Source organism: Mycobacteroides sp. H001 (assembly GCF_001440005.1).
Classification (GTDB): domain Bacteria; phylum Actinomycetota; class Actinomycetes; order Mycobacteriales; family Mycobacteriaceae; genus Mycobacterium; species Mycobacterium gwanakae.
Genome location: NZ_LJYH01000021.1, coordinates 151,661 through 165,143, shown reverse-complemented (window position 1 = coordinate 165,143; position 13,483 = coordinate 151,661). Strand labels below are relative to the sequence as shown.

The following is a 13,483-nucleotide window of genomic DNA, read 5'->3' as shown; positions in this document are numbered from 1 at the left end:
TGGCTTCTGTGAAACGATTTGGGACCAAATTCAGTGCCGCACGCCTCTACCAGAGGACACAAATCCGAGCAGGTCATGGCGGGTAATGACACCGACGGGCTTGCCCTCGTCGATAACCATCACCGCATCGGTGTCGCGCAGCATGGACCCCGCGGTGCTCAGCGGCTCGCCAGAACCGACCAGTGGCAACGGCGGGCTCATGTGCTGGGACACGGCGTCGGCGAGTTGCGCCCGGCCCTCGAATACCGCTGACAGCAGCTCCCTTTCGGACACCGACCCGGCGACCTCACCGGCCATGACGGGCGGTTCGGCGCCGACGACGGGCATCTGCGACACGCCGTACTCACGCAGGATCTCGATGGCGTCGCGCACCGTCTCCGACGGGTGGGTGTGCACCAAATCCGGTAGCGCGCCGGACTTTCCACGCAACACATCGCCGACAGTGGGCTCGGACTTGCTGCCGTCGAGGCGGCTGCGCAGGAAGCCGTAGGAGGACATCCAGGAGTCGTTGAACACCTTGGACAGGTATCCCCGGCCACCGTCCGGCAGCAGGACCACGATCACGGCGTCGGGTCCGGCCTTCTCGGCCAGTCGAATTGCCGCCACCACGGCCATGCCGCAGGAACCGCCGACCAGCAACCCCTCTTCGCGCGCGAGCCGGCGTGTCATCTCAAACGAGTCGGCATCCGATACCGCGATGACCTCATCGACCACGCTGGGGTCGTAGGCGGTGGGCCAAAAGTCCTCTCCCACACCCTCGACGAGGTAGGGGCGGCCCGTCCCGCCGGAGTACACGGAACCCTCCGGATCCGCGCCGACGACCTTCACCGCGCCTCCCGAGACCTCCTTGAGGTACCGGCCCGCACCGGTGATGGTTCCTCCGGTCCCCACTCCGGCCACGAAATGGGTGATCTTGCCGTCGGTGTCGGCCCAGATCTCCGGTCCGGTGGTTTCGTAGTGGCTGGCCGGTCCGTTCGGGTTGGAGTACTGATCGGGCTTCCAGGCGCCCTCGATCTCACGCACCAAACGGTCCGAGACGTTGTAGTAGCTGTCCGGGTGCTCCGGCGGTACGGCCGTGGGGCACACGACGACCTCGGCCCCGTAGGCCCGCAACACATTCCGCTTGTCTTCGCTGACCTTGTCGGGGCACACGAACACGCAGTGATAGCCCTTGCGCTGGGCCACCAGCGCAAGGCCGACTCCTGTGTTGCCCGATGTGGGCTCGACGATGGTGCCACCGGGCTTGAGCAGACCCGCCTCCTCGGCCGCCTCGATCATCTTGACGGCGATGCGGTCCTTGGAGCTACCGCCGGGATTGAGGTACTCGATCTTGGCCGCCACGACCGCGCCGCCCCCGGGCACCACCGAGTTGAGCTGGACAAGGGGGGTGTTACCGATCAGATCGGAGACATGCTGGGCAATGCGCATACCGGTAACGCTATTAGACCGGCGGCCGGCCCGCGCACAGGGGAGCTAACGGAGGGATCAAACCGCCGCGGGTGCGACGAACTCGGCCGAGGAAGTGCCGAGGAAGTCTCGGGCACCGCGTCGCGGATGTACTGGCCGATCTGTGCCAGGGACCTCTTGGCCTCGGGCACGACCTTGGTGGCCACCTGGAAGACGTGCATCTGACCGGGCCAGACCTTGATCTCTACCGGCACACCCTGCTCGGCGAGGCGTCGGCCCAGCAGGCGCGCGTCGTACAGCAGCACCTCCGAGCCGGAGCAATGCACCAGAGTCTGTGGCATCCGGCTGTCGACCTTGTCGATGATCTCCTGGGGCGGGATGCCGCCGCCGGCCTTGGTGAGGATCTTCTGCAGCGCCTCAAAACAGTTGGGCGGCAGCATCACATCGGTCTTGGCGTTCTCATGCGCCACCTTGGGCGCAGGGTCCAGCTCGATCAGCGGCGAGATGAGGGCCAGCGCGGCCGGCACCTCACCGTCCTCTGCGAGCAGCCGCTGGGCCACCGCGACCGAGAGAAAACCGCCGGCCGAATCGCCCGCGAACACGATCTGCTCCGGCGCGTACCCCTGCCCACGCAGCCAGCGGTACCCGTCCAGGCAGTCGTCGATCGCCTGGTCCAGGGAGGCCTTGGGGGGCATCCGGTAGTCGACCAGCAGACACGGTGCGTCGGCGTGCTGGGAGATGGTGGACACCAAGGCGCTGTGGGTGTTTGGACCACCCACGATGAACGCGCCGCCGTGCAGGTACAAGACCACGCGTCCGGTTCCGTCCACCGGACCGACACCCTTGGCGCGAATCAACCGCGCATTGGTGTTCGGCAGCGTCACCGTCGCCTTGACCGTGCCGCGCGGGGGAACCAGGAAACGGCCCAGCTCTTCGATCAGTCCAAACGGGTACGGGAGCGTGGGGGCGTGGCTGCCGATCTGCAGGACCGTGCGCACCGTCATCCGGACACCGAATCCGAGGACCCGCGCGGCCAGACTCGCCGCGTCCTCGATCACTTCGACTGCGGCGCCATCGCTCATCGGAAAGGCGCGTACCAGCGTGTTCAGGGAAGATCCCATCGACCCTGCAGGCCCGTACTCGGGGGCGCGCTTCGGTGCGGTCATCTGTTCAGGCTCCTTTGCCTAGCCAGTGTCCTGTGACGCTTCAGACTGCTAGCTGCCAGCTAGCGTCCGATGGACTATACCTATCAACAGGCAACGAACCGCTTTCGATACCGCATCGTCCACGCCTCATTTCGCGTGATGCTGGTCAGAGGACTGGCGCGGTGTGTCGCCTTCCGTGAAAATAGCCACCGTGAGCATCCTCGCCACACGCAGACGGACGATCTGGGCAGCCCTGAGCACCGGGGCCGCGGGCGCAGCGATGGGTACCGGGCTCTGGGGGGCGTACAGCTTTCTGAACGCGCAGGCCAGGCAGGTTCGCCTGGTGATCCCGAAGACTCACGACGCTCCCCCGGTTGCCGACGGCGTGTACGTGCAGGGCGGCGGCCCCGTGACCAGGTACAGCCGGGGCGTGGAATTCGACCTGCACCTGGCAATTTTCGGAGACTCCACCGCCACCGGATACGGCTGCCACATACCCGACGAGGTACCGGGAGTGCTGCTGGCCCGCGGTTTGGCCGAAGAGTCCGGGAAACGAATCCGGCTGTCCACCAAGGCGATATCGGGTGCGACGTCCAAGGGGCTGGCCGCCCAGATCGATGCCATGTCGATCATTGGCCCGCCGCCGGATCTCGCCGTGATCATGATCGGCGCGAACGACGTGACCTCGCTCAACGCGGTGCGTGCCTCCGCGCAGCGACTGGGCGACGCGATCCGGCGACTGCGCATGGCCGGCTCGGCCGTGGTGGTGGGTACCTGCCCCGATTTCGGGGTGATCACCGCCATACCGCAGCCTTTGCGCGCGGTGGTGCGCTCGCGCGGGCTACGCCTGGCGCATTTCCAGGCGGCAGCGGTGCGAGCCTCCGGCGGGGTGCCGGTTCCGCTTGCTGATCTGCTGTCACCGGAATTTCTGCAGGCGCCCGAAGAGATGTTCGCCGACGACCACTACCACCCCTCGGCAGCCGGATATGCACTGGCAGCGCGTCTACTGCTGCCGGCTGTCGCGCATGCCCTCGGCGAGTGGACGGGCGGACCCATCCCCGATTTGCCGTGGGTGTCCGCCGCCGCGGAATCGCAGACCATGAGTGCCCGGATACGCGTCCTGGGACGGATCTGGCGGCGCAGCGCCGCGGAGATCGGGGTCGCGGTCAACCAGCATTCCGAACAGGAAGCGGTAAACGTCTGACGTTGACGGTAGACCGATCGGTGTACTAGCTTCGAATCATGGGAACTCATGTCGGCGGCAATCGTCGTACTGGCTGGCGACTAGGCGATATCCACTCACCGCTGGTGCCGTTTGTGCTGCGCACCACCGGCCTCTTCTTCGTGGTGTTCTTCCTGATCGCAGTGCCCTTGGCCAGCACACCACTGGCGAACGAGCACCACTCGACGATCGGGAAACTGGGCGCCTGGGGCGCGGGTGGCGGATTCGAGTACGTGGTCATGATCGCGGCGCTCAACATCGGGCTTGGAATCTGTCTAGCCGTGGCTGGGGGCGATCCCGTCAAGTACCGCGCGGCCGTCGATGTGTTCCTTGTGTGCGAGTCATTGCACATGCTGTCGATGGCGATCATGGCTCTCGCGCCGACGCATCACATGCATCTGATCGGCGATGTACCGCTGGGCATCGGCGGCGTTGCCCTGGTCGCGCTCGTCTGGCTACCGGTGCGTGCGCAGGCCTATGCCCGCTAGCACGGTCGTGTACGTCGCCCGACGCATGTCATCGGCCGCATACCTGCCTACCGCCCGGGCCGACGACCTGCCCGCTGCATCCCTGCATTAGATTCCAGGGGAGTAGAACCAGTACTAATTCCCCTATATTCAGGAGTTTTCATGCCCGAAGCCGTGATCGTTTCCGTTGCCCGCTCCCCGATCGGGCGAGCCGGCAAGGGCTCGCTGGTGAGCATGCGGCCGGATGACCTGGCCGCGCAGATGGTGCGCGCCGCCCTCGACAAGGTGCCCGCACTGGACCCCAAGGACATCGACGACCTGATGCTGGGCTGCGGTCAGCCCGGTGGTGAGGCCGGTTTCAACATCGGTCGCGCGGTAGCGGTGCAGTTGGGCTACGACTTCCTGCCCGGTACCACCGTCAACCGCTACTGCTCGTCCTCGCTGCAGACCACCCGCATGGCGCTGCATGCCATCAAGGCCGGCGAAGGCCACGCCTTCATTTCCGCTGGCGTGGAGACGGTTTCACGTTTCCCGAAGGGCACCTCCGACGGCTGGCCGGACAGCCACAACCCGCTGTACGCCGATGCCGAGGCCCGCACCGCCACTGCCGCGCAGGGTGCCACCGAATGGCATGACCCGCGTAACGACAGCCTGACCCCCGATGTCTACATCGCGATGGGCCAGACCGCCGAGAACGTGGCGCTGCACACCGGCATCAGCCGCGAGGACCAGGACCACTGGGGCGTGCGCAGTCAGAACCGGGCCGAAAAGGCCATCGCTGACGGCTTTTTCGAGCGTGAGATCACCCCGGTGACCCTGGCCGACGGCACCGTCGTGTCCAAGGACGACGGCCCGCGCGCCGGCACCACCTACGAAGCGATCAGCCAGCTGAAGCCGGTTTTCCGCCCCAACGGCACCATCACCGCCGGTAACGCCTGCCCGCTCAACGACGGCGCGGCCGCGCTGGTCATCCTGAGCGACACCCGCGCCAAGGAGCTGGGCCTGACCCCGCTGGCGCGCATCGTGTCCACCGGCGTGTCCGGTCTGTCCCCGGAGATCATGGGCCTGGGCCCGATCGAGGCCGTAAAGCGCGCACTGGCGAACGCCGGCAAGACGATTGGCGATATCGACCTGTTCGAGATCAACGAGGCGTTCGCGGTGCAGGTGCTGGGCTCGGCTCGTGAGCTCGGTATCGACGAAGACAAGCTCAACGTCTCCGGCGGTGCGATCGCGCTGGGCCACCCGTTCGGTATGACCGGTGCGCGTATCACCGCCACCCTGCTCAACAACCTGACCACCTACGACAAGACCTTCGGTGTCGAGACCATGTGTGTCGGCGGCGGCCAGGGTATGGCAATGGTCATCGAGCGCCTCTCCTAGTTCGTTCACAACGAGACCGAGGTTGTGGTGGGTTCGTCTCAGACGTTCCCGCCACAACCTCGGTCTCGTTGCTACTAAAGTTCAGTCGCGATGACCACTATCGGAACTCCCCTGTCACCGCGTGCGACACGGGTCATGCTGCTCGGCGCCGGCGAGCTCGGCCGTGAGGTGCTGATCGCCCTGCAACGCCTGGGCGTCGAGACCATCGCCGTCGATCGCTACGAGAACGCCCCCGGGCACCAGATCGCTCACCACGCGCGCGTCATCTCGATGACCGACCCCGAGCAGCTGCGCGCCCTGATCGAGGCCGAAAAACCCGACCTGGTGGTTCCCGAGATCGAGGCGATCGCCACCGCCACCTTGGAGGCCCTGGAGGCCGAGGGCACGGTACGGGTAATCCCCACCGCCCGCGCTGCCCGGCTCACCATGGATCGCGAGGGCATCCGGCGCCTGGCCGCAGAGACACTCGGATTACCCACCAGCCCTTACCAATTCTGTAACTCACTGGCCGAGCTGCAAGCCGCGATCGACGGCGGTATCGGGTACCCGTGCGTAGTCAAGCCGCTGATGAGCAGCTCCGGCAAGGGACAGAGCAAGCTCGACGGACCGGCCGATGTCGAGAAGGCCTGGGACTACGCGATGGCGGGTAGCCGGGTAACCAACAACCGCGTGATCGTCGAGGGATTCGTCGACTTCGATTATGAGATCACGCAGTTGACGGTCAGGGCGCTGGGAGACAGCGGAGAGATCGAGACCAGCTTCTGCGCGCCGATCGGGCACCGGCAGGCCAACGGCGACTACGTCGAGAGCTGGCAGCCGCACCCCATGTCGGATGAAGCCCTGCAGAGTGCACAGCACATCGCACGTGCTGTCACCGAAAACCTGGGCGGGCAGGGAATTTTCGGCGTCGAACTGTTCGTCAAGGGCGATCAGGTGTACTTCAGCGAAGTGAGCCCCCGCCCGCACGACACGGGCATGGTCACCATGATCACGCAGTGGCAGAACGAGTTCGAACTGCACGCGCGCGCCATCCTCGGGCTTCCCGTCGACACGTCGTTGAAGACCCCGGGTGCCAGCGCGGTGATCTATGGCGGGGTCGACGCGGAAGGTGTCGTGTTCGATGGGCTCGAGGCCGCCCTGGCCGTGCCGCGCACCGATCTGCGGTTGTTCGGGAAACCGGAGAGTTTCGTCACCCGCCGTATGGGAGTGGCCCTGGCGTACGACCCGGACGTGGAGACCGCGCGGCGCAATGCCGCCGAGGCCGCGGGCAGGGTCCGCGTTTCTCGGTGACATGAAAAAGGGCGCCCCGCGAACGGGGCGCCCTTTTTGTTGTCGACAACTAGTCGTTCTGGAAGTAGCTCAGCAGTCGCAGGATCTCGACGTAGAGCCAGACCAGGGTGACGGCCAGCCCCAGGGCGATACCCCAGGCGGCCTTCTCGGGCGCACCGGCGCGCACCAGCTGATCGGCAGCGTCGAAGTCGACCAGGAAGCTGAACGCGGCAATGCCGATGCAGACCAGCGAGAAGATGATCGCGATCGGGCCACCGCTGCGCAGACCCATGTCGATGCCGAAGAATCCGAGCACCAGGTTGCCCAGCGCCAGCACCAGCACACCAACCAGGGCGGCCAACAGCATCCGCTGGAACTTGGGCGTCACGCGGATGGCGCCCGAGCGGTACACGAAGAGCATGCCGATGAACACACCGACGGTGCCCAGGACTGCCTGACCGATCAGCGCGCCCGCGCTGGCACCTCCGACGCCCACGCTGGCCGGAATGACAAACGAAATGGCACCCACGAAAAGGCCCTCGAGCGCCGCGTAGCTCAGCACGATCGCCGGGTTGTCCTGCTTACGCCCGAAGCTGGCGATCATCACCATGATGAAACCGCCGATGCCGCCGACCGCGAGGAACGGCAGCGCCAGCCCGGTGTTGGAGCTGATCAAGAAGAACGCGGCCGCGGCGACGGCGACGATCACGCCGAGGGTGATACCGGTCTTGGTCACCACATCGTCGATGGTCAGTGGCCGGGATACGCCGGCCTGCGCCTCCGGGTACGCGGTGTAGGGGTCCTGCCGCAGCTGCTGGGCCGCCATGGCACCGGCACCTGCAGCGCCCGACCCGAACTGCGCATAGCCGCCACCCTCTTTTCCGGGCAGCGACCGAAGAATGGGATTGCTGGTGGTTCGCACCGTCGTGATCCTCTCCTGGAAGTGCGGTGCCGCGATATGCGGCCTCCGCGGATGACGTCAAACAAGTCAACTGGACGTTTAACGAGCAGGCAAGTGCAAGAGTTCCATGCTTACGCCACAGGTTCCCGAACTGTCCGGCCACGTCGTGGCCTCACAGTACCGCTCACGGCCTGCCGCTGTGGCAAATCCCTGTGAGATCCCTGTGAGCACCAGGGTTTTTAGCTGGAAGTCCTACTAGACATTACATGGATGTCCAACTAGATTCAGAAGTGCCGACCTCCCGGATATCCAACCGTTTCCCAAGGGGCTACACCATGAGTTCGTTACCGCAACTGTCACATTTCGTCGCCGGTAAGCACGTCCCCGGCACCTCCGGCCGCTATGCCGACGTCTACGACCCGACGTTGGGCAAGCCGGTACGGCAGGTGCCGCTGGCAGACGTTTCCGAAGTCGAAGCGGCCATCGCGAACGCCGCCGAAGCTCAGCCCGGCTGGGCCGCCCGCAACCCTCAGCAACGCGCTCGGGTCCTCGCCAAGTTCGTCGACCTGGTTCGCGCGGAGATCGACGACCTGGCCACCATGCTGTCCCAGGAGCACGGCAAGACACACGCCGACGCCAAGGGCGATATCGAACGCGGGCTCGAGGTCTGCGAATTCGCCACCGGCATCCCCCACCTCATCAAGGGCGAGTACACCAGCGGCGCGGGGACGGGTATCGACGTGTACTCCATCCGCCAGCCCCTGGGCGTGGTCGCGGGTATCACCCCGTTCAACTTCCCCGCCATGATTCCGCTCTGGAAGGCCGGGCCCGCACTGGCATGTGGAAACGCCTTCGTGCTCAAGCCCTCCGAACGCGATCCGTCGGTGCCACTGCGCCTTGCCGAGCTGTTCCTCGAAGCAGGACTGCCGCCCGGCGTCTTCAACGTCGTCAACGGTGACAAGACCGCCGTCGACGCGCTGCTGCACGATCCGCGTATCGCCGCCGTCGGCTTCGTCGGATCGACCCCGATCGCGCAGTACATCTACGAGACCGCCACCGCGAACGGCAAACGCGCCCAGTGCTTTGGCGGCGCCAAGAACCACATGATCATCATGCCGGACGCCGACATCGACCAGGCCATCGATGCGCTCATCGGTGCGGGATACGGCTCGGCCGGCGAGCGCTGTATGGCGATCTCGGTCGCGGTACCTGTCGGTGAGTCCACCGCCGAACGGCTCGTCGACGGCCTGACCAAGCGCGCCCGCGAGCTGGTGGTCGGGCCGTCCCTCGACGAGGGCGTCGACTTCGGCCCGCTGGTGGGCGCTGACGCCCTCAAGAGGGTGCGCGACTACATCGATATCGGCATCGCCGAGGGAGCCGAGCTGGTCCTGGACGGCCGCGATCTCCAGGTAGCTGGCCATGAGGATGGATTCTTCATCGGCGCATCACTTTTCGACCACGTGACACCCGAGATGCGCATCTACAAGGAAGAGATCTTCGGGCCGGTGGTATCGGTAGTGCGCGCCAAGGATTACGACGAGGCCGTGCGCCTGCCGTCCGAGCATGAGTTCGGTAACGGCGTTGCGATCTTCACCCGCGACGGCGACACCGCACGCGACTTCTGCGCCAAGGTCAACACCGGAATGGTCGGCGTGAATGTGCCGATTCCGGTTCCGGTGGCGTACCACACGTTTGGTGGCTGGAAGCGATCCGGATTCGGCGACCTCAACCAGCACGGGCCCGACTCGATCCGGTTCTACACGAAGACCAAGACGGTCACCCAGCGTTGGCCCTCGGGCACCAAGGAAGGCGCCTCCTTCGTCATTCCCACCATGGACTGAGTGGACTGTCCATGTTCAATCTCACCGACGAGCAGCGCGAAATCTGGAATACGGCACGGGAATTCGCTGACATCCACATCGCGCCGCACGCCCTGGAATGGGACCGCGACAAGTACTTCCCGGTCGAGGTTTTCCCGAAGGCCGCGGCACTGGGCATGGGTGGCATCTACATCAACCCCGATGTCGGGGGCTCCGGGCTCACCCGCCTGGACGCCTCGTTGATCTTCGAGGCGATGGCCACCGGGTGCTCCGCCGTCTCGGCGTTCATCTCCATCCACAACATGGCCGCCTGGATGATCGACGAGTTCGGCAACGAGGAGCAGCGCCAACGGTGGCTGCCCTCGATGTGCACCATGGAGACGATCGGGGCCTACTGCCTTACCGAGCCCGAATGCGGCAGTGACGCATCGGCCTTGCGGACCAGCGCGGTTCGACAGGGTGACGAGTACGTGCTCAACGGCGTCAAACAGTTCATCTCGGGCGCGGGAGCGGCGGATCTCTACGTGGTGATGGCGCGCACCGGTGGCCCCGGCCCGCGTGGCATCTCGACCATCGTGGTGCCCAAGGACACGCCGGGGCTGTCCTTCGGGCCCCCCGAACGCAAGATGGGCTGGCACGCCCAGCCCACCGCGCAGGTCATCTTCGAGGATGTCCGGGTTCCGGTGGACAACCGGATCGGCGAAGAAGGCATCGGATTCACCATCGCGATGCGCGGCCTCAACGGCGGCCGGCTCAACATCGCGTCGTGCTCACTCGGGGGCGCCCGATCCGCACTGGAGAAGGTTATCGAGTACCTGCGCACACGCAAGGCATTCGGTGACGAGCTGATCAAGTTCCAGGCACTGCAGTTCAGGCTCGCGGATATGGCCACCGAGCTGGAATCTGCCCGCACCATGGTCTGGCGCGCGGCCTCCGCGGTGCACGAGGGCGATCCGCGTGCGGCCGAGCTGTGTGCCATGGCCAAACGCATCGCCACTGACGTAGGTTTCACGGTGGCCAACGAGGCGTTGCAGCTACACGGCGGCTACGGCTACCTGGCCGAGTACGGCATCGAGAAGATCGTCCGCGACCTACGGGTGCACCAGATTCTGGAAGGAACCAACGAGATCATGCGAGTCATCGTGTCCCGCAAGCTTATCCAGGAAGGGCTTCCGGCGTGACGGATCAGATCCAGACGCGGGTCGAAAAGGGCGTCGGCCTGCTGACGCTCAACCGCCCCAAGGCCATCAACTCACTGACCAACGACATGATCACCGCGATGTCGGTAGCCCTGTCCGAGTGGGAGTCCGACGACGACATCCGCGCCGTGGTGCTTTCCGGCGCCGGGGAACGTGGTCTGTGCGCCGGAGGCGACGTGGTGGAAATCCACGACAGCGCCAAGATCGACGGCGTGGTGGCCCGCCGCTTCTTCCGCGAGGAGTACCAACTCAACGCGCAGGTCGGCCGGTTCCCGAAACCGTATGTGGCGCTGATGGATGGCATTGTGATGGGTGGGGGCGTCGGAGTGGCTGGACATGCCAACACCCGCATCGTCACCGACACCTCCAAGGTCGGCATGCCCGAGGTAGGCATCGGATTCATCCCGGACGTGGGCGGAACCTATCTGCTTTCCCGCGCCCCGGGACAGCTGGGACTGCACGCCGCACTGACCGGCGCCCCCTTCTCCGGTGCCGACGCCATCGCGCTGGGATTCGCCGACCATTACGTGCCCCATGACCGGCTTGAGAAGTTCGTCAAGGCCATCATCGACAGCGATATCGCCACCGCGCTCACAGTGCACGGTGCCATCGCTCCGTCAAGTGACCTTTTGGCCCAACGCAGTTGGATCGACGAGTGCTACGCCGCCGACACCGTCGCCGACATCGTGGCGGCACTGCAGGCTCATGGCGACGAACGTGCCCGCGCGGCCGCCGATCAGATCCTGACCCGCTCCCCCATCGCCTTGTCGGTAACGCTCGCAGCGGTGCGGCGGGCACGCGAATTACCCTCGCTGGAAGCAGTTCTCACGCAGGAGTACCGGGTGTCCAGCGAGTCGGTGAACTCTCACGACCTCGTCGAGGGCATCAGGGCGCAGCTGGTCGACAAGGACCGCAACCCGCAGTGGAATCCGAAGGCACTCGCAGAGGTCACCGCGGCCGATGTCGAGGCCTTCTTCCAGCCGGTCAGCGATGACCTGGAGTGGTCATGACAAACATTGCCTTTATCGGCTTGGGCCACATGGGGTTACCGATGGCGGTCAACCTCACGAAGGCCGGGCATACCGTCGCCGCCTTCGACCTGTCCGAGCAGGCACTCGCCGCCGCCACCGAGGCCGGTGTGCCGCTGGCGGAGTCCGGCGCGGCAGCAGCCGCGAACGCCGATGTGGTGATCACCATGCTGCCCAAGGGCGAGCACGTGCTCGCGGCGTACCAGGAGCTGCTGCCCGCAGCACGACCGGGCACGCTGTTCATCGACTCCTCCACCGTCGATGTGGCCGACGCCCGCGCCGCACATGACGCGGCGACGGCCGCCGGGCATCGCTTCGCCGACGCACCGGTTTCCGGCGGCGTGCCCGGTGCCACCGCGGCGACCCTGACGTTCATGGTGGGCGGCGATGACGCGGTGTTCGCCGACGCAGAACCGATTCTGGGGGCCATGGGCAAGCGCATCGTGCACTGCGGCGGCCCCGGTGTGGGGCAGGCCGCGAAGATCTGCAACAACATGATCCTCGGGGTGTCGATGATCGCGATCAGCGAGGCCTTCGCGCTGGGCGAGAAGCTCGGTCTGAGCCATCAGGCGCTTTTCGATGTCGCCGCCAACGCCTCGGGCCAGTGCTGGGCACTGACATCGAACTGTCCGGTGCCCGGCCCGGTGCCCACCAGCCCCGCCAATCGCGACTACACACCCGGCTTCGCGGTCGCGTTGATGGCCAAGGACCTGGGGCTGGCCGCCAATGCGGTGCGCACCAACGGCGTTGATGCACAGCTCGGTCTCGCGGCCGCCCACATCTACGACGACTTCAATACCTCCGGCGGCTCAGGCCTAGACTTCTCGGCGATCTTCACGCGAATCCAAGGAGCGTCATGACTTTCGAAACCATCCTCACCGAGCGGATCGACCGCGTCGCTGTCATCACCCTGAACCGGCCCAAGGCGCTCAACGCGCTGAACTCACAGGTGATGAATGAGGTCACCACCGCCGCAGCGGAATTCGATGCCGATCAGGGCATCGGGGCGATCATCATCACCGGTAGCGAGAAGGCATTCGCGGCGGGTGCCGATATCAAGGAGATGGCCGACCAGTCCTTCAGCGACATGTTCGGCTCCGACTTCTTCGCCGCCTGGGGCAAGTTGGGTGCGGTACGGACTCCGACGATCGCCGCGGTGAGCGGATACGCCCTCGGCGGTGGCTGTGAGCTGGCCATGATGTGCGACCTGATCATCGCCGCCGAGAACGCCAAGTTCGGGCAGCCCGAGATCAAGCTGGGCGTGCTGCCCGGCATGGGCGGGTCGCAGCGGCTCACCCGTGCCATCGGCAAGGCGAAGGCCATGGACATGATCCTCACCGGGCGCAACATGGATGCCGCCGAGGCCGAGCGCAGTGGTCTGGTGTCACGCGTGGTCGCCACCGAGAGCCTGCTCGACGAGGCCAAGGCCGTCGCGAAGACCATCTCCGAGATGTCCCTGTCGGCCTCGATGATGGCCAAGGAAGCCGTCAACCGGGCCTTCGAGTCCAGCCTCACCGAGGGATTGCTGTTCGAGCGCAGGATTTTCCACTCGGCATTCGGCACCGCCGACCAGTCAGAGGGCATGGCCGCGTTCGTCGAGAAGCGCCCCGCCAACTTCAGTCACCGGTAAAGATTCGCCGGAACC

General features: G+C 65.7%; 11 protein-coding genes and 1 pseudogene. 9 read left to right on the top strand and 3 right to left on the bottom strand.

Features of this window, described 5'->3' with window-relative positions; genetic code table 11:
* Positions 1–30 precede the first annotated feature (30 nt).
* Together AOT83_RS02715 and AOT83_RS02710 are read right to left on the bottom strand one after the other, a co-directional pair.
* Entirely contained in the window at positions 31–1,428 is a 1,398-nt protein-coding gene (locus AOT83_RS02715; RefSeq protein ID WP_030094649.1) for a cystathionine beta-synthase, read from the bottom strand.
* A 57-nt stretch (positions 1,429–1,485) separates the two neighbouring features.
* Positions 1,486–2,573, bottom strand: a pseudogene (locus AOT83_RS02710) (alpha/beta hydrolase).
* Positions 2,574–2,763: 190 nt separating this feature from the next.
* Here AOT83_RS02710 and AOT83_RS02705 point away from each other — a divergent pair.
* The 4 genes from AOT83_RS02705 to purT all read left to right on the top strand — a co-directional run bounded on the left by AOT83_RS02705 (position 2,764) and on the right by purT (position 6,911).
* On the top strand, positions 2,764–3,756 hold the full coding sequence (locus AOT83_RS02705) for an SGNH/GDSL hydrolase family protein (protein WP_030094647.1): 993 nt from the start codon (positions 2,764–2,766) through the stop codon (positions 3,754–3,756).
* 38 nt (positions 3,757–3,794) lie between these two features.
* Positions 3,795–4,262, top strand: coding sequence for a hypothetical protein (locus AOT83_RS02700; protein WP_057963822.1), 468 nt, complete (start codon positions 3,795–3,797; stop codon positions 4,260–4,262).
* A 141-nt stretch (positions 4,263–4,403) separates the two neighbouring features.
* Positions 4,404–5,621: an acetyl-CoA C-acetyltransferase gene (locus AOT83_RS02695; protein WP_057963821.1), complete on the top strand. Its 1,218-nt coding sequence runs from the start codon at positions 4,404–4,406 to the stop codon at positions 5,619–5,621.
* 90 nt (positions 5,622–5,711) lie between these two features.
* Positions 5,712–6,911 carry a formate-dependent phosphoribosylglycinamide formyltransferase gene (purT, locus tag AOT83_RS02690; RefSeq protein WP_057963820.1) on the top strand — a complete coding sequence of 400 codons (1,200 nt, stop codon included), beginning with the start codon at positions 5,712–5,714 and terminating at the stop codon, positions 6,909–6,911.
* 49 nt (positions 6,912–6,960) lie between these two features.
* Here purT and AOT83_RS02685 read toward each other — a convergent pair whose 3' ends face one another.
* Positions 6,961–7,812: a Bax inhibitor-1/YccA family protein gene (locus tag AOT83_RS02685; protein ID WP_030094643.1), complete on the bottom strand. Its 852-nt coding sequence runs from the start codon at positions 7,810–7,812 to the stop codon at positions 6,961–6,963.
* A gap of 314 nt (positions 7,813–8,126) precedes the next feature.
* Between AOT83_RS02685 and AOT83_RS02680 the strand changes: the two genes are divergently transcribed.
* From AOT83_RS02680 to AOT83_RS02660, 5 genes are read left to right on the top strand one after another with little or no spacing between them, the layout of a single operon-like run.
* A complete protein-coding gene (locus tag AOT83_RS02680) occupies positions 8,127–9,632 on the top strand; it encodes a CoA-acylating methylmalonate-semialdehyde dehydrogenase (protein ID WP_057963819.1) in 1,506 nt (501 codons plus the stop codon).
* Positions 9,633–9,643: 11 nt separating this feature from the next.
* Complete coding sequence (locus tag AOT83_RS02675; protein WP_030094641.1) at positions 9,644–10,792, top strand: isobutyryl-CoA dehydrogenase; 1,149 nt, start codon at positions 9,644–9,646, stop codon at positions 10,790–10,792.
* On the top strand, positions 10,789–11,820 hold the full coding sequence (locus tag AOT83_RS02670; protein WP_057963818.1) for an enoyl-CoA hydratase/isomerase family protein: 1,032 nt from the start codon (positions 10,789–10,791) through the stop codon (positions 11,818–11,820). Before AOT83_RS02675 ends, AOT83_RS02670 begins: the two co-directional genes overlap by 4 nt.
* Positions 11,817–12,698, top strand: coding sequence for a 3-hydroxyisobutyrate dehydrogenase (gene mmsB, locus AOT83_RS02665; RefSeq protein WP_030094639.1), 882 nt, complete (start codon positions 11,817–11,819; stop codon positions 12,696–12,698). The genes AOT83_RS02670 and mmsB overlap by 4 nt, the downstream gene beginning before the upstream one ends.
* Positions 12,695–13,468, top strand: a complete 774-nt coding sequence (locus AOT83_RS02660; protein ID WP_030094638.1) for an enoyl-CoA hydratase — start codon at positions 12,695–12,697, stop codon at positions 13,466–13,468. The genes mmsB and AOT83_RS02660 overlap by 4 nt, the downstream gene beginning before the upstream one ends.
* The last annotated feature ends 15 nt before the right edge of the window (positions 13,469–13,483 follow it).